General features: G+C 69.5%; 20 protein-coding genes and 1 pseudogene. 11 read left to right on the top strand and 10 right to left on the bottom strand.

All coding sequences use genetic code 11. The features are described from left to right. Window positions 1–41 precede the first annotated feature (41 nt). Window positions 42–1,550 (top strand): glycosyltransferase family 87 protein, encoded by a 1,509-nt coding sequence (locus RH94_RS26380; protein ID WP_073950590.1) that lies wholly within the window; start codon window positions 42–44, stop codon window positions 1,548–1,550. 82 nt (window positions 1,551–1,632) lie between these two features. Here RH94_RS26380 and RH94_RS26375 read toward each other — a convergent pair whose 3' ends face one another. The 3 genes from RH94_RS26375 to RH94_RS26365 form a co-directional block, all read right to left on the bottom strand. Beyond that, window positions 1,633–2,664: an alanine racemase gene (locus RH94_RS26375; RefSeq protein ID WP_073950588.1), complete on the bottom strand. Its 1,032-nt coding sequence runs from the start codon at window positions 2,662–2,664 to the stop codon at window positions 1,633–1,635. Between the two features lie 83 nt (window positions 2,665–2,747). After that, on the bottom strand, window positions 2,748–3,869 hold the full coding sequence (femX, locus tag RH94_RS26370) for a peptidoglycan bridge formation glycyltransferase FemX (RefSeq protein WP_073950586.1): 1,122 nt from the start codon (window positions 3,867–3,869) through the stop codon (window positions 2,748–2,750). A gap of 209 nt (window positions 3,870–4,078) precedes the next feature. After that, window positions 4,079–4,402 (bottom strand): hypothetical protein, encoded by a 324-nt coding sequence (locus RH94_RS26365; protein ID WP_073950584.1) that lies wholly within the window; start codon window positions 4,400–4,402, stop codon window positions 4,079–4,081. A gap of 284 nt (window positions 4,403–4,686) precedes the next feature. Here RH94_RS26365 and rpsF point away from each other — a divergent pair, with 284 nt between their 5' ends. The 4 genes from rpsF to rplI all read left to right on the top strand — a co-directional run bounded on the left by rpsF (window position 4,687) and on the right by rplI (window position 6,391). Further along, complete coding sequence (gene rpsF / locus RH94_RS26360) at window positions 4,687–4,977, top strand: 30S ribosomal protein S6 (RefSeq protein WP_009189556.1); 291 nt, start codon at window positions 4,687–4,689, stop codon at window positions 4,975–4,977. Window positions 4,978–5,053: 76 nt separating this feature from the next. After that, entirely contained in the window at window positions 5,054–5,632 is a 579-nt protein-coding gene (locus tag RH94_RS26355) for a single-stranded DNA-binding protein (protein ID WP_073950582.1), read from the top strand. Between the two features lie 57 nt (window positions 5,633–5,689). Beyond that, window positions 5,690–5,926: a 30S ribosomal protein S18 gene (gene rpsR, locus RH94_RS26350; protein ID WP_003949403.1), complete on the top strand. Its 237-nt coding sequence runs from the start codon at window positions 5,690–5,692 to the stop codon at window positions 5,924–5,926. Between the two features lie 18 nt (window positions 5,927–5,944). Next, window positions 5,945–6,391 carry a 50S ribosomal protein L9 gene (gene rplI, locus RH94_RS26345; protein ID WP_073950581.1) on the top strand — a complete coding sequence of 149 codons (447 nt, stop codon included), beginning with the start codon at window positions 5,945–5,947 and terminating at the stop codon, window positions 6,389–6,391. A gap of 111 nt (window positions 6,392–6,502) precedes the next feature. Here rplI and RH94_RS26340 read toward each other — a convergent pair whose 3' ends face one another. After that, window positions 6,503–7,840, bottom strand: coding sequence for an MATE family efflux transporter (locus RH94_RS26340; protein ID WP_073950579.1), 1,338 nt, complete (start codon window positions 7,838–7,840; stop codon window positions 6,503–6,505). A 461-nt stretch (window positions 7,841–8,301) separates the two neighbouring features. On the opposite strand from RH94_RS26340, the gene dnaB reads away from it, so the two are divergent. Both dnaB and RH94_RS26330 read left to right on the top strand, forming a co-directional pair. After that, window positions 8,302–9,777 (top strand): replicative DNA helicase, encoded by a 1,476-nt coding sequence (gene dnaB / locus RH94_RS26335; protein ID WP_073950577.1) that lies wholly within the window; start codon window positions 8,302–8,304, stop codon window positions 9,775–9,777. Window positions 9,778–9,864: 87 nt separating this feature from the next. Beyond that, window positions 9,865–11,250: a serine hydrolase domain-containing protein gene (locus RH94_RS26330; RefSeq protein ID WP_073950575.1), complete on the top strand. Its 1,386-nt coding sequence runs from the start codon at window positions 9,865–9,867 to the stop codon at window positions 11,248–11,250. 44 nt (window positions 11,251–11,294) lie between these two features. Here RH94_RS26330 and RH94_RS26325 read toward each other — a convergent pair whose 3' ends face one another. The 6 genes from RH94_RS26325 to RH94_RS26300 form a co-directional block, all read right to left on the bottom strand. Further along, window positions 11,295–11,747 (bottom strand): GNAT family N-acetyltransferase, encoded by a 453-nt coding sequence (locus RH94_RS26325; RefSeq protein WP_073950573.1) that lies wholly within the window; start codon window positions 11,745–11,747, stop codon window positions 11,295–11,297. 75 nt (window positions 11,748–11,822) lie between these two features. Then, complete coding sequence (locus RH94_RS26320; RefSeq protein WP_073950571.1) at window positions 11,823–12,695, bottom strand: GNAT family N-acetyltransferase; 873 nt, start codon at window positions 12,693–12,695, stop codon at window positions 11,823–11,825. Window positions 12,696–12,831: 136 nt separating this feature from the next. Next, a complete protein-coding gene (locus tag RH94_RS26315) occupies window positions 12,832–13,314 on the bottom strand; it encodes an NUDIX domain-containing protein (protein ID WP_073950569.1) in 483 nt (160 codons plus the stop codon). 80 nt (window positions 13,315–13,394) lie between these two features. Continuing rightward, window positions 13,395–14,300, bottom strand: coding sequence for a LysR family transcriptional regulator (locus RH94_RS26310; protein WP_073950567.1), 906 nt, complete (start codon window positions 14,298–14,300; stop codon window positions 13,395–13,397). Window positions 14,301–14,538: 238 nt separating this feature from the next. Continuing rightward, window positions 14,539–15,720 (bottom strand): cystathionine gamma-lyase, encoded by a 1,182-nt coding sequence (locus RH94_RS26305; RefSeq protein ID WP_073950565.1) that lies wholly within the window; start codon window positions 15,718–15,720, stop codon window positions 14,539–14,541. Window positions 15,721–15,759: 39 nt separating this feature from the next. Continuing rightward, complete coding sequence (locus RH94_RS26300; RefSeq protein ID WP_073950563.1) at window positions 15,760–16,137, bottom strand: phage holin family protein; 378 nt, start codon at window positions 16,135–16,137, stop codon at window positions 15,760–15,762. Window positions 16,138–16,185: 48 nt separating this feature from the next. Between RH94_RS26300 and RH94_RS26295 the strand changes: the two genes are divergently transcribed. The 4 genes and pseudogenes from RH94_RS26295 to RH94_RS44665 all read left to right on the top strand — a co-directional run. Continuing rightward, on the top strand, window positions 16,186–16,503 hold the full coding sequence (locus tag RH94_RS26295; protein ID WP_073950561.1) for a cupin domain-containing protein: 318 nt from the start codon (window positions 16,186–16,188) through the stop codon (window positions 16,501–16,503). Window positions 16,504–16,648: 145 nt separating this feature from the next. After that, the gene (locus RH94_RS26290) at window positions 16,649–16,861 is read left to right on the top strand and encodes a DUF5326 family protein (RefSeq protein WP_073950559.1); all 213 of its coding nucleotides are present in this window, start codon (window positions 16,649–16,651) and stop codon (window positions 16,859–16,861) included. A gap of 369 nt (window positions 16,862–17,230) precedes the next feature. Further along, a complete protein-coding gene (locus RH94_RS26285) occupies window positions 17,231–17,944 on the top strand; it encodes an IclR family transcriptional regulator (RefSeq protein ID WP_073950776.1) in 714 nt (237 codons plus the stop codon). 97 nt (window positions 17,945–18,041) lie between these two features. Beyond that, a pseudogene (locus tag RH94_RS44665) lies at window positions 18,042–18,266 on the top strand (SsgA family sporulation/cell division regulator); the annotation flags it as partial.

The raw sequence follows: 18,266 nt of genomic DNA, 5'->3' as shown, positions 1-18,266 counted from the left end.
GCCCTCCGCCTGTTCCCGGACACGTACGGCAGGATGTGCCCATGCCCAGTGCTGAATCCACGCAAGCGAGCGCGCACGAGCCCGACCCGGTGCGGCCCACCGAGGAGGACGGGGTCGCCGCGGCCGGCAGTGAGCTGATCGGCGGCCCGGTCGGGCGGCACGCCCTGCTCGGGACGTCCTGGTGGACCCCGGTACGGGTCGTCGCGCTCGTCGCGATCGGCGTGTTCGCCCTCGGCCTGGTCCAGAAGGCGCCCTGCTACCAGGGCGCCTGGTTCTTCGGAGCGAGCTCGCAGTACACGAAGGCCTGCTACTCGGACATTCCGCACCTCTACCAGGGGCGTGGCTTCGCCGACGGCCTCGTGCCCTACTTCGACAAGCTCCCCGGCGACATGCCGTACCTGGAGTACCCGGTGCTGACCGGGCTGTTCATGGAGGTGGCCTCCTGGCTGACCCCGCACAGCGGCAGCATCCAGCACCAGGAGCAGTGGTACTGGATGGTCAACGCCGGGATGCTGATGGTGTGCGCGGCCGTCATCGCCGTCTGCGTGGCCCGTACACACGCCCGGCGGCCGTGGGACGGTCTGCTGGTCGCCCTGGCACCGGCCTTCGCGCTGACCGCCACCATCAACTGGGACCTGCTGGCGGTCGCCCTGACGGCCGCCGCGATGCTGATGTGGTCCCGGGGGCGCCCGCTCGCCTTCGGCGTCCTGCTGGGGCTCGCCACGGCCGCCAAGCTCTACCCCGTCTTCCTGCTCGGCCCGCTGTTCCTGCTGTGCTGGCGTGCGGGGAAGTGGCGCGACTTCGGCAGGGCCCTGGCGGGCGCGGTCGTCGCCTGGCTGGCGGTGAACCTGCCGGTGATGGCCTTCGCCACGGACGGCTGGTGGCAGTTCTACAAGTTCAGCCATGACCGGGGCGTCGACTTCGGCTCCTTCTGGCTGATCTGGGCCCAGAACTCCAGCGACCCGCCCAGCACCGACTTCGTCAACACCACGGCCACGCTGCTGGTGGTGCTGTGCGCTCTCGGCATCGCGGTGCTGGCGCTGTTCGCCCCGCGCCGTCCGCGCTTCGCCCAGCTCGCCTTTCTGATCGTGGCGGCCTTCATCGTCACCAACAAGGTCTACTCGCCGCAGTACGTCCTGTGGCTGGTCCCGCTGGCCGTGCTGGCGCGGCCCAAGTGGCGGGACTTCCTGATCTGGCAGGCCTGCGAGGTGGCGTACTTCCTCGGGATCTGGATGTACCTCGCGTACACGACCAGCGGAGACGCCCACAAGGGTCTGCCGACCGACGGCTACCACTGGGCGATCGCCGTGCATCTGCTGGGCACGCTGTACCTGTGCGCGGTCGTCGTGCGCGACATCCTCGTGCCGGAGAGGGACGTGGTGCGCCGCGCCGGCGGCGACGACCCCTCGGGCGGCGTTCTCGACGGCGCCGAGGACGTCTTCGTCCTCGGCGCCCGCACTCCTTCGCCGCGCCACGTGGCTCACGTCGGCGCACCGCAGGTGGAGTGGGGTGGCCGGAGCACGGCCGCACCCCGGGACGGTTCGCCCTGAGCGGACACGGCCCGCTCAGGGAGGCCACGTGAAAGGCCGTACACGGCAGGACCGTGTACGGCCTTTCACGTGAGAAGGGGACTCAGCGGTCCACGAGCCGGTCGAACTGCGTGGTGGTGTGCCGCAGATGCGCCACCAGTTCGTCGCCGACCTTGGGCTCCTGGGCGTCCGCGGGAATGAACAGGATCGACACCTGCATGTGCGGCGGCTCCGCGAACCAGCGCTGCTTGCCGCTCCAGACGAACGGGGAGAGGTTCCGGTTCACCGTGGCCAGGCCGGCGCGGGCGACGCCCTTGGCCCGCGGCATGACGCCGTGCAGCGCCTTGGGGGCCTCCAGGCCCACTCCGTGCGACGTACCGCCCGCCACGACCACCAGGAAGCCGTCCGAGGCCGCCTTCTGCTGGCGGTAGCCGAAGCGGTCGCCCTTGGCGACCCGTGTGACGTCCAGGACCGCGCCGCGGTACTCGGTGGCCTCGTGGTCTCCCAGCCACAGCCGTGTGCCGATCCGGGCGCGGAAACGGGTCTGCGGGAACTGCTGCTGCAGCCGGGCGAGTTCGTCCGCCTTGAGATGGCTGACGAACATCGTGTGCAACGGCAGCCGGGCCGCGCGCAGCCGGTCCATCCAGCCGATGACCTCCTCCACCGCGTCCGAGCCGTCGGTGCGGTCCAGCGGCAGGTGGATGGCGAAGCCCTCCAGCCGGACGTTCTCGATGGCGGCGTGCAGCTGCGGCAGATCCTGCTCGCTGACTCCGTGCCGCTTCATCGAGGACATCACCTCGATGACGACACGGGCCCCGACAAGGCCGTACACCCCGTCGACCGACGACACCGAGCGGATCACCCGGTCGGGCAGTGGCACCGGTTCCTCGCCGCGGCGGTACGGCGTGAGCACCAGCAGGTCGCCGCTGAAGAAGTCCTTGATGCGCGCGGCCTCGTACGTCGTGCCGACGGCGAGGACGTCCGCGCCCAGCCGGGTGACCTCCTCCGCCAGCCGCTCGTGTCCGAAGCCGTAGCCGTTGCCCTTGCAGACCGGGACGAGTCCCGGGAACTGCTCCTGCACGTGCTTGTGGTGCGCCCGCCAGCGCGCGGTGTCGACGTAGAGCGTGAGCGCCATGGCCGGACCTGGAACCTTTCTCGTGGCTGCGGTGTATCAGAAGTATGGAAGGTGGCGACGGGGTGGACGCGAAGGGCGTCGGGTCAGCGCCGCGACATGTAGATGTCGAGCGCCTTGTGGAGCAGTTTGTTCAGCGGGAAGTCCCACTCGCCGAGGTACTCGGCGGCCTGCCCGCCGGTGCCGACCTTGAACTGGATCAGGCCGAAGAGGTGGTCGGTCTCGTCCAGCGAGTCGGAGATGCCGCGCAGGTCGTAGACCGTGGCGCCGAGCGCGTAGGCGTCGCGCAGCATCCGCCACTGCATCGCGTTCGAGGGCCGGACCTCCCGGCCGATGTTGTCGGAGGCGCCGTAGGAGTACCAGACGTGCCCGCCGACGATCAGCATGGTCGCCGCGGCCAGGTTCACCCCGTTGTGCCGGGCGAAGTACAGCCGCATGCGGTTGGGGTCCTCGGTGTTGAGGGCCGTCCACATGCGCTGGAAGTACGACAGCGGGCGGGGCCGGAAGTGGTCGCGCACCGCGGTGATCTCGTACAGCCGCTGCCATTCCTCGAGGTCCTGGTAGCCGCCCTGGACGACCTCGACACCGGCCTTCTCGGCCTTCTTGATGTTGCGGCGCCACAGCTGGTTGAAGTTCTTGTGCACCTCTTCCAGGGACCGGTTGGCCAGCGGCACCTGGAAGATGTAGCGGGGCTGGACGTCACCGAAGCCGGCGCCGCCGTCCTCGCCCTGCTGCCAGCCCATACGGCGCAGCTTGTCGGCGACCTCGAAGGCGCGGGGCTCGATGAAGTCGGCCTCCAGGTCGCGCAGACGCTTGACGTCCGAGTCCTGGATGCCCTTCTTGATGGTGTCGGCGTTCCAGCGGCGGATGACCACCGGCGGGCCCATCTTCACCGAGAAGGCGCCCTGCTGCTTCAGATGCGCCAGCATCGGCTGGATCCAGTCGTCGAGGTTCGGCGCGAACCAGTTGATGACCGGGCCCTCGGGCAGATAGGCGAGATACCGCTTGATCTTGGGCAGCTGGCGGTACAGGACGAGACCCGCACCGACCATCTCACCGGTGCGGTCGTCGAACCAGCCCAAGTTCTCCGAGCGCCACTCCGCCTTGACGTCCGACCAGGCCGGGACCTGCATGTGACTCGCCGCGGGCAGGCTCTGGATGTAGGCCAGATGCTGCTCTCGACTGATGGTCCTCAGGGTCAGGCTCATTCGGGGCGCTCCTCGGGCTGGTGTGTCCCCATGGGGTCAGGGGCTCCGGCTCTCGCGCCGAAGCCTACTGCGCCCGGGGAGCGCGCAGACTGGCCGTACGCGACCTTCGCCCCGGCCCGCCGCCCGCCGGGGCGCCGTGCGCGGTCGTGCGGGCGGCGTCCGCGGAGTCCGGGGGCGCCGGCCGCCAGGAGCGGCCGGGGCGTCCGGGGTCAGCTGAAGAGGCCGCCGAAGAGACCGCCGTGCGCCAGGCCGAGGTAGAAGCCGACCGCGGAGGCGCCGAGGCCGAGGACCAGTCCGAAACGCTGGCGCGTCGTCACCGAGATCCACTGGCCGTACGCGCCGGTGAGAATGCCCACCAGGCCGGCCCAGGAGCTCAGCAGGTGCAGGCTGTGGAAGAGGAGCCCGGTGATGAAGGCCAGCACGCCCAGCACCAGGGTCACCACGAGCAGGGTGTCCTGGAGCGGGTGGGGCTTGCCGTCCGTGGCGAAGAGGCCGCCGCCCGCGGCGGGGTTCGGTCGCATCGTCTGTGCCATGGGGCACCTCCTGCGAAAGACGGCGCGTCCTGGCGCCGTGCACACCCGTGACGTCCAGGTTGACGGGTCCTGCCACCCGATTTCAACCGGAAGCGGGTGTGCGGGTAATCTGTACGGTCTGCACAGTGTCTGCCCCGGCGGAGCCGCGGCGAACCCGGAGAGTGCGTCGGCCGACCCCGATTGTCAGTGGCGGCTGATGTAATGCAGGCACTGTTGCGTACGCATCACAACCCTCCTGCCACGGAACGACCGTGGCCGCTGAGTCCAGAGGAGGTGGGTTCCACATGCGTCACTACGAGGTGATGGTCATCCTCGACCCCGATCTCGAGGAGCGCTCTGTCTCTCCGCTGATCGAGAACTTCCTTTCCGTCGTCCGTGACGGTGGCGGAAAGGTCGAGAAGGTCGACACCTGGGGCCGTCGTCGTCTCGCGTACGAGATCAAGAAGAAGCCCGAGGGCATCTACTCGGTCATCGACCTGCAGGCCGAGCCTGCGGTCGTCAAGGAGCTCGACCGCCAGATGAACCTGAACGAGTCGGTCCTCCGGACCAAGGTCCTCCGCCCCGAGACCCACTGAGCCCTTCCGCTCAGCCGACCTCGGGATTCGAGTAGCAGCACCAGCAGCCAGCAGCACACCCGCCGAGAGGTTCCCCATGGCAGGCGAGACCGTCATCACGGTCGTCGGCAATCTTGTCGACGACCCCGAGCTGCGCTTCACCCCTTCCGGTGCGGCGGTCGCGAAGTTCCGCGTAGCGTCCACGCCCCGCACCTTCGACCGCCAGACGAACGAGTGGAAGGACGGCGAGAGCCTCTTCCTCACCTGCTCGGTCTGGCGCCAGGCGGCGGAGAACGTCGCCGAGTCGCTCCAGCGAGGCATGCGCGTCATCGTGCAGGGCCGGCTGAAGCAGCGGTCCTACGAGGACCGTGAGGGCGTCAAGCGCACGGTCTACGAGCTGGACGTCGACGAGGTCGGCGCCAGCCTGCGCAACGCCACGGCCAAGGTCACCAAGACCACCGGTCGCGGCGGCCAGGGCGGCTACGGCGGCGGTGGCGGCCAGGGTGGCGGCGGCTGGGGCGGCGGCCCCGGTGGCGGCCAGCAGGGCGGCGCTCCCGCCGACGACCCGTGGGCGACCGGTGCTCCCGCCGGTGGCAACCAGGGCGGCGGCTGGGGCGGCGGCTCCGGCGGCGGTGGCGGCGGTGGCGGCGGCTACTCGGACGAGCCCCCCTTCTAGGTCCTCGGACCGAGGGTGGGTCGTACCCACACTTCTTGATCACACAGGAGAAACACCATGGCGAAGCCGCCTGTGCGCAAGCCTAAGAAAAAGGTCTGCGCCTTCTGCAAGGACAAGGTCACGTACGTGGACTACAAGGACACGAACATGCTGCGGAAGTTCATTTCCGACCGCGGCAAGATCCGTGCCCGCCGCGTGACCGGCAACTGCACGCAGCACCAGCGTGACGTCGCCACGGCCGTGAAGAACAGCCGTGAGATGGCGCTGCTGCCCTACACCTCCACCGCGCGCTAAGGGAAGGATGAGCCACTCATGAAGATCATCCTCACCCACGAGGTCTCCGGCCTCGGTGCCGCGGGCGACGTCGTCGACGTCAAGGACGGTTACGCCCGCAACTACCTGATCCCGCGGAAGCTCGCGATCCGCTGGACCAAGGGCGGCGAGAAGGACGTCGAGCAGATCCGTCGCGCTCGCAAGATCCACGAGATCCAGACCATCGAGCAGGCCAACCAGATCAAGGCCCAGCTCGAGGGTGTGAAGGTCCGCCTGTCGGTCCGCTCCGGTGACGCCGGCCGTCTCTTCGGTTCCGTCACCCCGGCCGACATCGCCTCGGCGATCAAGGCTGCCGGCGGTCCCGAGGTCGACAAGCGCCGCATCGAGCTGGGTGCGCCGATCAAGACCCTGGGCGCCCACGAGACGTCCGTGCGTCTGCACCCCGAGGTTGCCGCCAAGGTCAACATCGAGGTCGTCGCGGCCTGACCGCTGCACTCGGCTTGAACAGTCGGCAGAGGGGCCGCACCCGTCACGGGTGCGGCCCCTCTGCGTGGCCGGCGTGCTGCGGTGCGGGAAGCGGCGTTTCACGTGAAACGGTCAGCGCGTCGCTCCCGTGACGACCCAGCGGCCCGAGCGGGAGCGCAGCCACAGGGTCAGCATGCGCACGGTCATCATCAGCGCCATGGCCGCCCAGAGCGTGGTGAGTCCGCCCCCGAGGGTGGGAACGAGCAACGCCACCGGCGCGAAGACCGCCAAGGTGACCAGCATGGCACCGGCGAGATACGGCCCGTCTCCAGCGCCCATCAGCACACCGTCCAGGACGAAGACGATGCCGCAGACCGGCTGGGAGAGTGCCACCACGAGCAGTGCGGGCAGCGCGGTGTCCTTGACGACGACGTCGCTGGTGAAGAGGGACAGAAAGAGCGGGCGGCTCAGAATCACGAGGAGCCCGAGGCAGAACCCGACGGCCATGCCCCACTGCACCATGCGCCGGCAGGCTTCCCTGGCGCCTTCGGCGTCCTCGGCGCCCAGACAGCGGCCGATGATGGCCTGCCCGGCGATCGCGATGGCGTCGAGGGCGAACGCGAGCAGACTCCACAAGGACAGGACGATCTGGTGAGCGGCGATGTCCGCGTCACCGAGGCGGGCCGCCACCGCCGTGGCGATCATCAGGATCGCACGCAGGGAAAGCGTACGGACGAGCAGGGGGACTCCGGCCTGCGCGGACGCCCTGATGCCGGCCGCGTCGGGGCGGAGAGAGGCGTTGTGCCTGCGTGCTCCGCGGACGACCACGGCAAGGTAGACGGCCGCCATGCCGCACTGCGCGATGACAGTGCCCCAGGCCGAGCCCGCGATGCCGAGTCCGGCACCGTAGACGAGACCGGCGTTCAGGACCGCGTTGGCGACGAAACCCGCGACGGCGACATACAGCGGCGTCCGGGTGTCCTGCAGCCCGCGCAGGACGCCGGTGGCGGCCAGAACGACGAGCATGGCCGGAATGCCCAGCGAGGAGACACGCAAGTAGGTGGTCGCGTACGGAGCCGCGGTCTGCGAGGCGCCGAAGAGGTCCACCAGAGCGGGGGCGGTGGGCAGCACGACCGCGATCACGGCAACGCCGAGCAGCAGCGCCAGCCAGATGCCGTCCATGCCCTGGCGGATGGCTGCCTGGAGATCGCCCGCGCCGACGCGGCGGGCGACGGCCGCCGTGGTGGCGTAGGCGAGGAAGACGAAGACGCTGACGGCAGTCATCAGGAGGGCCGAGGCGACGCCGAGCCCGGCGAGCTGTGCTGTGCCGAGATGGCCGACGATCGCGCTGTCTGCCATCACGAAGAGCGGCTCGGCGACGAGTGCGCCGAAGGCCGGAACGGCCAGCGCGACGATCTCTCGGTCGTGCCGGCGCCGGGTGGCCGTGCGGCGTGCGGGGGCCTGTGTCATGAGCGCCAATCTAACCGTCCACAGGTAAGAGACGCAAAGGGTTGTTACTCCTTACTTCGTTTCTCGCGGCACTCGCTTGCGCGTGCTGCCTCGAGCGATCTTGGTCCGACTGGGAAAGTTTTTCTCCTGCACAGCCGGTGGATGGGAAAACCGCAGGTCAGGAGCGTCAGGAGGAAGGCGTCGAGGGCTTGTTCACAGCGCTGTCCACCGAGTCGTGCACAGGTTTGGCGGAGTTCTCCACAGCATCCGGGTGCTTGTCCACATGGCCTGTGGATAACCAGATTGGCTGACGCCTTCCGGGGCCCTACCGTGGTCCGGCGCCCCCTCTGTTCACCGGCCTTCCAAACCGTCACAAACCTGACGCGCCTGAAGCGGAGACGGGCCTCTCGATTTGTCAGTGCCGCCCCTTGGAGAAGAGGGGCATGGCGAGGTCCGCTCGGCGGACGGGAGGAGGTCGCCCGGTGAGCATTTCCGAGCCCTTGGACGACCCGTGGGCCGACAGAGGGTCCAATGATCGTCTGCCCGCCTCCCGCCGCTTCGACTCGGGTCCTGGTCGCGACGAGCAGCACGACCGGGGCAAGGACCGCGGCGCGTGGGACGACGGGGGCTCCTCCTTCGAGCGACTGCCCCCGCAGGACCTGGAGGCCGAGCAGTCGGTCCTCGGCGGAATGCTCCTGTCCAAGGACGCCATCGCCGATGTCGTGGAGATCCTCAAGGGCCACGACTTCTACAAACCGGCGCACGAGACGATCTACCAGGCGATCCTCGACGTCTACGCCAAGGGTGAGCCCGCCGACCCCATCACCATCGCCGCCGAGCTCACCAGACGCGGCGAGATCAACAGGGTGGGCGGTGCCTCCTACCTCCACTCGCTCGTGCAGACCGTGCCGACGGCGGCGAACGCCGCGTACTACGCGGAGATCGTCCACGAGCGCGCGATCCTGCGCCGCCTCGTCGAGGCCGGTACGCGCATCACGCAGATGGGATACGCGGCCGACGACGACGTCGACGAAATCGTCAACCGTGCCCAGGCCGAGGTCTACGCGGTCACCGAGCAGCGCACCAGCGAGGACTACCTGCCGCTGGGCGACATCATGGAAGGCGCGCTCGACGAGATCGAGGCGATCGGCTCGCGCAGTGGCGAGATGACCGGTGTGCCCACCGGATTCACCGACTTCGACTCGCTGACGAACGGCCTGCACCCGGGCCAGATGATCGTCATCGCAGCGCGCCCCGCGATGGGCAAGTCGACGCTCGCGCTGGACTTCGCGCGGGCGGCGTCGATCAAGCACAACCTGCCCAGCGTCATCTTCTCGCTGGAGATGGGGCGCAATGAGATCGCGATGCGTCTGCTGTCCGCCGAGGCGCGCGTCGCCCTGCACCACATGCGCTCGGGCACGATGACCGACGAGGACTGGACGCGGCTGGCCCGACGGATGCCGGACGTCTCGGCCGCTCCGCTCTACATCGACGACTCCCCGAACCTGTCGATGATGGAGATCCGCGCCAAGTGCCGGCGCCTGAAGCAGCGCAACGACCTCAAGCTGGTCGTCATCGACTACCTGCAGCTGATGCAGTCCGGCGGCTCCAAGCGCGCCGAGAGCCGGCAGCAGGAGGTCTCGGACATGTCCCGTAACCTCAAGCTGCTGGCCAAGGAGCTGGAGGTCCCGGTCATCGCGCTCTCCCAGCTCAACCGTGGCCCCGAGCAGCGCACGGACAAGAAGCCGATGGTCTCCGATCTGCGCGAGTCGGGCTCCATCGAGCAGGACGCCGACATGGTCATCCTGCTGCACCGCGAGGACGCCTACGAGAAGGAGTCGCCGCGCGCCGGTGAGGCCGACCTGATCGTCGCCAAGCACCGCAACGGCCCGACGGCGACGATCACGGTCGCCTTCCAGGGCCACTACTCGCGGTTCGTGGACATGGCGCAGACCTGAGCGACGTCCCGTGGCCCGCCGCGGCTGTCGCCGTGCCCAACTGGAAAAGCGCTCGACGTGCGCGGGCGTACCGGATGGAGTGAGGGCATGACGACTTCCCAGAATGAATTGCTTCCCGGTACGCGCCGGGCGCTGTCGCACCGGATCGCCGTGGCACAGACCGAGGGACGGGCGCCGTCGCTCGTCGCCGCGGTCGTGCGTGGGGGACGGACCGTCTGGCAGGGCGCGCGGACATCGGTGGAGGGCCACGGACCGGACGAGGACACGCAGTACCGGATCGGCTCGATCACCAAGACCTTCACCGCCGTGCTCGTCCTGCGGCTGCGCGACGAGGGCGTCCTGAACCTGACGGACCCGCTGGAGAAGCATCTGCCGGGCACCGGTGTGGGGGAGGTCACGATCGCCGACCTGCTGGCGCACACGGGCGGGCTGGCCGCCGAGTCGCCCGCGCCGTGGTGGGAGAGATCGCCCGGAACTCTGCGCCCCGAACTCGCCGACGTACTGGGCGAGGAGCCGCTGCGGCACCCGGTCGGCCGGCGGTTCCACTACTCCAATCCCGGCTACACCCTGCTGGGCGCGCTCGTCGAGGAGGTGCGCGGCGCGGACTGGGAGGAGGTCCTTCGGCGTGAAGTGCTCGAACCCCTGGCACTGAGCCGCACGGGCGCTCACCCCGAGGCGCCGTACGCGGACGGCTGGGCGGTGCATCCCTGGGCCGATGTGATGCTGCCGGAGCCCGCCGAGGATCTCGGCCGGATGGCGCCGGCCGGACAACTGTGGTCCACCACAGGGGATTTGGCGCGTTTCGCGGCCTTCCTCGCCAAGGGGGACGACCGGGTTCTGAGTGCCGATTCGCTTAGGGAGATGCGGACTCCGGCGGCTCCCTCCCAAGCGGCGGACGTGGCCTCCGGGTACGCGTACGGCCTGGGGCTCGAACTGCGGCGGTGCGGCGACCGGCTCCTCGTGGGGCACAGCGGGTCGCTCCCGGGCTTCCTGGCCTCGCTCATCATCGACGTGGAGGAAGACGTGGCCGCGGTCGTGCTGGCCAACTGCACGTCCGGCCCGCTGCCCGTCACGGTGGGTGCCGACCTCGTGCGTATCGTCGCCGACGCGGAGCCGCGGATTCCCGAGCCCTGGCGGCCGTTGCGGCAGATCGACCCGTCGGTACTGGAGTTGGCGGGGCAGTGGTACTGGGGAACGTACGGCTTCGGTCTGCGGCTGACCGCCGACGGACTGCTCTCGCTGGAGCCGCTGTCCGGCATCGGCCGGCGTTCACGGTTCCGGGCGAACGGTGACGGCACCTGGACGGGGCTGGAGGGCTACTACGCCGGCGAGGTGCTGCGGGCGGTACGGCGGCCGGACGGGTCGGTGGACCACCTGGACCTCGGGTCGTTCGTGTTCACGCGTCAGCCGTACGACACGGAGGCTTCCGTGCCCGGTGGCGTGGACCCGGAGGGGTGGCGGGGCATCGGTTAGGACCTGTCCGGCATGGTCCGCCGGACCGCACCTGGGGGCCGGGGTCACAGCCGCAGTTTGAAGCCCAGGTGCGAGGCTTCGAAGCCCAGCCGTTCGTAGAAGCGGTGGGCGTCGGTGCGGGTTCGGTCCGATGTCAGCTGTACCAACTGGCAGCCCTGGCGTCGTGACGCGTCGATGGCCCACTCGATGAGCTGGGTGCCCAGGCCGCTGCCGCGCTCGTCGGAGTGGACGCGGACCCCTTCGATGATCGACCGGGTGGAGCCGCGCCGGGACAAGCCAGGAATGACCGAGAGCTGGAGCGTGCCGACGACGCGGCCCTCGCGCACCGCGACCATCAGGTGCTGATGGGGGTCGGAGCTCAGCCGCTCCAGCGCGGCCAGATAGGGCGCGAGGTCGTCCGGGGACTCGCGCTGTGCGCCCAGCGGGTCGTCGGCGAGCATGCCGACGATGGCGGGCACGTCCCCGGCGACGGCCGGCCGTATCTCGAAATCTGTCATGTCCCGCACTCTACGGTGCGGTCACGGCCTGTGCCGGGGCGTGCCTGTGCACGACGTTCGCCCGTGATGGCTTCCTCAGGCCGCCGCCACGGTGAGTGGGGCGAAGCGCCGGCTCCAGTCCCCGGGGAGTTCCGCGATGCCGTAGGTCATGACGGCGTTGCGGATCACGGACACCAGTCCGCGTTCCTTCAGCCAGGCCAGCAGTTCCTCGTGGCGTACGTCGATGTCCGTGCGCAGCGGGCGGTTGGTGTGGGCGGCGAGGGAGGCGAGCAGGGCCTTGGCCGTCTCGGTGTCCCGGGCGATCAGGGGACCCACGACGTGGGTGTCCATGTTGGGCCAGGCCGCGGCGTAGCCGATGATCCGGCCGTGGTCCTCGGCGACCCGCAGTTGGTCGGCGAACGAGGGAAGCCGGGTGATGAAGGGTGTGCGATCGGCGCCGAAGACCTCCTCGTCGAGCCGGAGGATGCCGGTGAGATCCCCGGCGGTGGCCGCTCGCGTGGCGATACGAGGGAGCTGCTCTTCCGGCGCCGGCGTGAAGCGTCCGAGTACCATCTCCGCCCACCCGGTGACCTTGAAGCCCAGCTCCTCGTACAGCGGACGGCCGTACGGCGTCGCGTGGAGTGTCAGGGGCGTGGTGCCCGTCGTCGAGACGACATGGCGCATGAGTCGGCGCCCGATGCCCTGGCGGGCATGTCGTTCGGCGACCAGGACCATGCCGATGGCGCCCAGATCCGGGCGGCCCTGCGGTCCGTACGTGGTGAGGACGCACGCGGCGACGAGTCCTCCGTCCGGATCGTCGATGCCGTAGCCCGTTCCGGCTGTCAGGAGGAAGCCCCACTTGTGCTCCTCACGCTGCCATCCCCGGTTCTCGGACAGATCGGCGCAGGCTGTGAGATCGCGAAGCGTCAGACGGCGGATGGGGGAAAGGGCAGGGGAAGGAGTCGACACGCAGGTCAGGCTGTCCGACGGGCACCCTCGGCGTCCAGCCGTTTCGGGCCGGACGGACGTGGTTTTGGCCACGTGGCGGTCATCTGTACGGCCCATGGACAGGTGCGCCGGTGTTTCACGTGAAACGTCCGGTTTCTCAGCCCAGGTCGGGCGCGTGCATGGCGCGTACGCCCTCGATGTTCCCGTCCAGGTAGTGCCGCAGGGACAGCGGAACCAGGTGGACGGAGGCGATACCGACCCGGGTGAACGGCACCCGCACGATCTCGTACTCGCCGGCGGGCTCGTCCACTTCGGGGCCGTGCCGCTGGGAGGTGTCCATGGATTCCAGTCGGCAGACGAAGAAGTGCTGCACTTTCACACCGGTCGCACCGCCGCCCTCGCCGATGTGCTCCACGGTGTCCACAAAACAGGGCACCACGTCGGTGATCTTGGCGCCGAGCTCCTCGTGGACCTCACGATGCAGAGCGTCGACGACGGTCGTGTCCCTGGGCTCGACTCCGCCACCGGGAGTGACCCAGTAGGGATCGACACCGGGCTTCTTGCGCTTGATCAGGATCAGGTCGTCACCGTCGAGGAGAATGGCACGGGCGGTGCGCTTGACCACGGGTCGGACGGTCATGGGAGAAATGTGGCCCGGCTGGTTCCACGTGAAACATCGCGCGATGCCGCAACCCTCGGGGCAGGGTGTTCCGCTGGGACTCAGGTCCAGTCGGCGGCCGCACGCAGCAGCCACTCGTGGGCCCGTGCGATGTGCGGCATCGCCAGCGTGCCGGTCCGGACGACGAGGAAATAGGTGCGCAGCGGCGGCACCGCCGGTTCGTGGAGGGCCACGACCTCCCTCCGCTCCAGGGGCGCCGCGCACAGATACCGGGGCAGTACCGCGAGCCCGGCGCCCGCCACCACGCAGGCGAGGACCGCACGCAGGTCGGGGACGATCACCGTGCCGGACGCCGCCGGCCGGGAGTCGAAGACCGAGGCCCAGTAGCGGGAGGCGAAGGGAAGTGACTCGTGGACCTCGACCAGGGGAATGGTCTCCAGAGGGGTTGCGATCTTGTGGCGCGGCCTAGCGGAACCGGTCCGCTCGGCCCAGCGCGGGGCGGCGACCAGGACGTGTTCCTCGTCGCACAGCGGAGCCGCCATGAGCGGTCCGCCGCGCGGCCGGGCTGTGCTGATGGCCAGATCATGATGTCCGGCGGACAGGCCGTCCAGGGTTTCCTCGGCGGTCCCGAACGAGATGCGCAAGGCGAACCCCTGCCCGTTGTCGTCGGTCAGCCCGGCCAGCGCGGGCAGTGCCCGCTCCGCGGTGAATTCCGGCGGACCGGCCAGGTGCAGGGTGCGTAAGGAGGACTCGTCGTCGAGGCCGGATTCGGTGATCTCCAGCAGGGCGTCGAGGTGCGGCGCGGCCTTGTGGGCGAGTTCGTCGCCGATGGTCGTGGGCGTCACACCACGGGCCCGGCGCAGGAACAGGGGGCGGCCCACCTGCCGTTCCAGCGTGCGGATCTGGGAAGTGACGGCCGGCTGGGAGAGACCGAGCAGCGCCGCGGCCCGGGTGAAGGAGCCCGCCCGGTGCACAGTCACGAACGTGCGCAGCAACGCCAGATCCATGGCGCACCCACCCCTCTCGGTGCCCTTCGCACAGCCCCCCGGCCCCGCCCAACTATAAATATGTCGATAGGTCTCTGTCGCTACCGTGATTGGACACTGACACTGAGTCAACTAGCCTTGTTCGCGCGGTTCTACGCGCGGGAACCGGAGGGCGGTCCGAGCCACGAGGGGGGAGGCTCGGACCGCCCGTCGTGCGTGGCCGGTGACGTAGCGGCGCCCGACCGGTGTCCCTGGAGGGTCAGTGGGCCGATTCGTCCAGCGCCCGTAGCACATCGGCCACCAGATCCCCAGGGTCCTCGGCCCCGACGGACATCCGGATGAAGCCCTCCGGCACCGCGTCCCCGCCCCAGCGCCCGCGCCGCTCGGCCGTGGAACGCACCCCGCCGAAGCTCGTCGCGTCGTCCACGAGCCTGAGTGCGTCGAGGAAACGCTCGGCCCGTGCGCGCGTGGGCAGCGTGAAGGACACCACGCATCCGTAGCGCCGCATCTGCTGTGAGGCGGTCCTGTGCGAGGGATCGTCCGGCAGCCCCGGATAACGCAGTCCGGTCACCTCGGGGCGCCCGCGCAGCGCCTTGGCGAGTTCCAGGGCGGAGGCGTTCTGCCGGTCGACGCGCAGCTGCAGGGTGGCGAGGGAACGGTGTGCGAGCCAGGCCTCCATCGGGCCCGGGATCGCACCCACGATCTTGCGCCAGCGGCGTACGGCCGCCATGGCTTCGCCACCGCGGCCGGCGACGTATCCCAGCAGGATGTCGCCGTGCCCGGTGAGCTGCTTGGTGCCGCTGGCCACCGAGAAGTCCGCGCCGAGCGCCAGCGGCCGCTGCCCGAGCGGGGTCGCCAGGGTGTTGTCGACCGCGACCAGGGCCCCGCGCGCGTGTGCCGCCTGAACCAGCCGCCGGATGTCGCAGACGTCGAGCCCCGGGTTCGAGGGGGACTCGATCCACAGCAGCCGCGCCCCGTCCAGCACGTCGAGCTGGGCGTCCCCGCCGGTCGGCGCGGTACGCACCTCGATGCCGTACGCCTGCAGCTGCTCGCTCGCCAGCGGCAGTGCCTGGTAGCCGTCGCCGGGCAGGACCACCGCGTCCCCCGCACGCAGCTGGGAGAAGAGCACCGAGGAGATGGCGGCCATGCCGGAGGCGAACACCAGCGTCTCCACGCCGCTCCGCCCGGGTGCCTCCAGCTCGCCGATGGCGCGCTCCAGCAGGGTCCAGGTCGGGTTCTCGTCGCGGCCGTAGGTGTAGGGGCCCGTCGGCTCGCCCGGCAGATGGAAGTGGGCGGCGAACACCGGCCCCGGAAGAGTCGGCTCGTGTTTGACCGGCTCGGGCAGCCCGGCCCGCACCGCGCGCGTGCCGTCACCGGCGTCGGCGGGGAAACAGGGCTCCTTCCGAGCACCGTCCGTGTCCTTCGCCGCGGAATCGTTCATGCCGCTCTGCCCTCCTTCGTACGGCCCGTCACCGGTCACTCAGTCCTCGTCCGGCAGGACCAGGTTCAGCGCCCAGGAGACGACCGAGACGACCAGACCGCCGAGGACGGCCGTCCAGAAGCCCTCGACGTGGAAGCTCACCTCGAGCTTGCCGCACACCCACGACGTGAGCAGCAGCATCAGCGCGTTGACCACCAGGGTGATCAGACCGAGCGTCAGGAGGAACAGCGGGAAGGTCAGCACCTTCACCACTGGCTTGACCAGGAAGTTCACCAGGCCGAAGACCAGGGCGACGGCGATCAGCGTGCCGGCCTTCCGGGCCGTGCTGTCGCCGGTCAGGGTGATCTTGTCGAGCAGCCAGACGGCGACCGCCAGGGCGCCCGCGTTGACGATCGTCTTGACTACGAAATTCTTCATGTGTCTGATCGTGACAGACGAGATCGATGACGAGCACGGGCGAGGGCGATGAAGGCATTCCGGCTGGACGAACTGGAGGCGGAGCGAGCCGCCAACGAGGGCGCCTACCTTCAGTTCCTGCGGGAGCGGAACATGTCGGTCGGCCTGTACGCCCTCGACGCGGGCGACCACGACCCGCAGAAGCCGCACAACCAGGACGAGGTGTACTTCGTCGTGAGCGGCCGTGCCTCGATCACGGTGGGGCTGGAGACGACCCAGGTGGCGCGCGGCAGCGTGGTCTACGTGCCGGCCGGAGTCGCCCACAAGTTCCACCACATCAGCGAGGATCTGCGGGTCCTGGTGGTGTTCTCTCCCCCGGAAGCCTGAGACGCCGTCCCGGGGTTCCCTAGGGGAACGGTCAGGGGAGGACAAGGGGTGCGGGGGGCCCGCCGGACCCCCTGGCCGTCCTAGCATCGAGTGCAGGACATCGAAGGGCCCGCACAGGGCCGGTGGAGAGATGAGGACGAGGGCAATGCGAGAGATCTTCGCGGGTCTGCCGTGGTGGGTTAAGTGGATCGCGGTGCCGGTCATCGCCCTGGTCGTCTTCGGCGGTCTGATAGCGACCGTGGTCCACTTCGTGATCAGCCTGCTGTTCAAGCTGCTGGTCTTCGTGGCCCTGGTCGGCGGACTGATCTACATCGTCCGGAAGTTCATGTCGAGCTCGTCCTCGCGCAGCGACTGGTGAGAGCCGTGGGGCACCGGTGACCGGTAACGGGAATCGCCGGTTCCCTCGCGGGAGGGAAGTTTCCCGGACAGTCCGTCTGTGAGCGGCGACAGGCGGATAAGGTCCGGAAATCGACGCGGGGCAGGTCCCCGCGGGCGGCTTGCACCCCACCCGTGCTCCCGGCACGGCTGCCCCCTCGCGTTACGGGAGTGACCCTTGGCCACGGTTGACACCGCACCCGCAGAACGGCACGTGCCCCCCGCGCCCCGGGGGCCGTCCCGTTCCACGGCACTCCCGGCGCAGCCACGTTCATCGCCCCCTGTGGGACAGCCCCGCGCCGCGGTTCCGGAGCAGCAGCCCCAGACCCTCATCGGGTCCGTGCAGCGCGCGATGCGCCTGCTGGAATCCGTCGCACGGCACGAGCAGGGGGCGCCTGCCAAACAGCTCGCCCGCGAGACGGGTCTGGCGCTCCCCACCGCCTACCACCTGTTGCGCACCCTCGTCCACGAGGGCTATCTGTACCGCGATCGGGGCCTGTTCTTCCTGGGCGAGGCGGCCGAGCGGCTGGGCAGCAGCGGAGCGGCGCAGAAACGTCGCAGCGCGGTCGTCGAGATGATGGCGCGGTGGCGGGATGCGATCGGTGCGCCGGTGTACTACGCGATGTACCGCGACGGCGAGATCGAGGTCATGTGCGTCTCGGCCTCCGGGGCCTGTCCGGCGGTCGAGGAGTGGGCCGACTTCCGCGAGACCGGGCACGCGCACGCGGTCGGCCAGTGCCTGCTGTCCCAGCTGGACGACGGCGCCCGCCGCGACCACCTCGGCCGCTACCCCGTGCTGTCCCTCACCCCGTACACGGTCCGTGACGAGCACGGTCTGCTGCGGCGCCTGGAGCGGACGCCGCGGATGGAACCGGTGACCGAGCGGCAGGAGTACGCGCTGGGGACGGTGTGCGCGGCGGTCCCCATCACGGTGGGTGCCACGGCGGCCACCATGGCCCTTTCCCTCCCCGTACACCAGGCCGACCGGCTGCTGCCCGCCGCGCGACAACTGCAGCGCGAGGTGGGACGGTGTCTGGGCTCTCTGGCGCTCTGTATCAGCATCTGAAAACTCACTCCTTGTGATCTGTTGTGTACGTTCAGCAAGATGCACCAGTGTCACGGGATGGGTTCCCGGCCAGTCGACGGCAAATGACGGGGTAGCGATGCGCGAGTCCGTACAGGCAGAGGTCATGATGAGCTTTCTCGTGTCCGAGGAGCTCTCCTTCCGCATTCCGGTGGAACTGCGGTACGAGACCTGTGATCCCTATGCCGTGCGGCTGACCTTCCATCTTCCCGGTGATGCCCCGGTGACCTGGGCGTTCGGTCGGGAGCTGCTGATCGACGGAGTGGGCATGCCGTGCGGGGACGGCGATGTGCGCATCGCGCCC

It is taken from the genome of Streptomyces kebangsaanensis, assembly GCF_001906585.1.
In the GTDB taxonomy this organism is placed as follows: domain Bacteria; phylum Actinomycetota; class Actinomycetes; order Streptomycetales; family Streptomycetaceae; genus Streptomyces; species Streptomyces kebangsaanensis.
The sequence above is the reverse complement of the archived record's forward strand: the minus strand, read 5'-3'. Positions and strand labels throughout refer to the sequence as shown.

What these genes read in the sequence shown, in the direction of transcription:
- RH94_RS26380 (WP_073950590.1), top strand. Translation starts at nt 42, where the DNA reads ATGCCCAGTGCTGAATCCACGCAAGCGAGCGCGCACGAGCCCGACCCG.
- RH94_RS26375 (WP_073950588.1), bottom strand. Translation starts at nt 2,664, where the DNA reads ATGGCGCTCACGCTCTACGTCGACACCGCGCGCTGGCGGGCGCACCAC.
- femX (WP_073950586.1), bottom strand. Translation starts at nt 3,869, where the DNA reads ATGAGCCTGACCCTGAGGACCATCAGTCGAGAGCAGCATCTGGCCTAC.
- RH94_RS26365 (WP_073950584.1), bottom strand. Translation starts at nt 4,402, where the DNA reads ATGGCACAGACGATGCGACCGAACCCCGCCGCGGGCGGCGGCCTCTTC.
- rpsF (WP_009189556.1), top strand. Translation starts at nt 4,687, where the DNA reads ATGCGTCACTACGAGGTGATGGTCATCCTCGACCCCGATCTCGAGGAG.
- RH94_RS26355 (WP_073950582.1), top strand. Translation starts at nt 5,054, where the DNA reads ATGGCAGGCGAGACCGTCATCACGGTCGTCGGCAATCTTGTCGACGAC.
- rpsR (WP_003949403.1), top strand. Translation starts at nt 5,690, where the DNA reads ATGGCGAAGCCGCCTGTGCGCAAGCCTAAGAAAAAGGTCTGCGCCTTC.
- rplI (WP_073950581.1), top strand. Translation starts at nt 5,945, where the DNA reads ATGAAGATCATCCTCACCCACGAGGTCTCCGGCCTCGGTGCCGCGGGC.
- RH94_RS26340 (WP_073950579.1), bottom strand. Translation starts at nt 7,840, where the DNA reads ATGACACAGGCCCCCGCACGCCGCACGGCCACCCGGCGCCGGCACGAC.
- RH94_RS26330 (WP_073950575.1), top strand. Translation starts at nt 9,865, where the DNA reads ATGACGACTTCCCAGAATGAATTGCTTCCCGGTACGCGCCGGGCGCTG.
- RH94_RS26325 (WP_073950573.1), bottom strand. Translation starts at nt 11,747, where the DNA reads ATGACAGATTTCGAGATACGGCCGGCCGTCGCCGGGGACGTGCCCGCC.
- RH94_RS26315 (WP_073950569.1), bottom strand. Translation starts at nt 13,314, where the DNA reads ATGACCGTCCGACCCGTGGTCAAGCGCACCGCCCGTGCCATTCTCCTC.
- RH94_RS26310 (WP_073950567.1), bottom strand. Translation starts at nt 14,300, where the DNA reads ATGGATCTGGCGTTGCTGCGCACGTTCGTGACTGTGCACCGGGCGGGC.
- RH94_RS26305 (WP_073950565.1), bottom strand. Translation starts at nt 15,720, where the DNA reads ATGAACGATTCCGCGGCGAAGGACACGGACGGTGCTCGGAAGGAGCCC.
- RH94_RS26300 (WP_073950563.1), bottom strand. Translation starts at nt 16,137, where the DNA reads ATGAAGAATTTCGTAGTCAAGACGATCGTCAACGCGGGCGCCCTGGCG.
- RH94_RS26295 (WP_073950561.1), top strand. Translation starts at nt 16,186, where the DNA reads ATGAAGGCATTCCGGCTGGACGAACTGGAGGCGGAGCGAGCCGCCAAC.
- RH94_RS26290 (WP_073950559.1), top strand. Translation starts at nt 16,649, where the DNA reads ATGCGAGAGATCTTCGCGGGTCTGCCGTGGTGGGTTAAGTGGATCGCG.
- RH94_RS26285 (WP_073950776.1), top strand. Translation starts at nt 17,231, where the DNA reads ATGCGCCTGCTGGAATCCGTCGCACGGCACGAGCAGGGGGCGCCTGCC.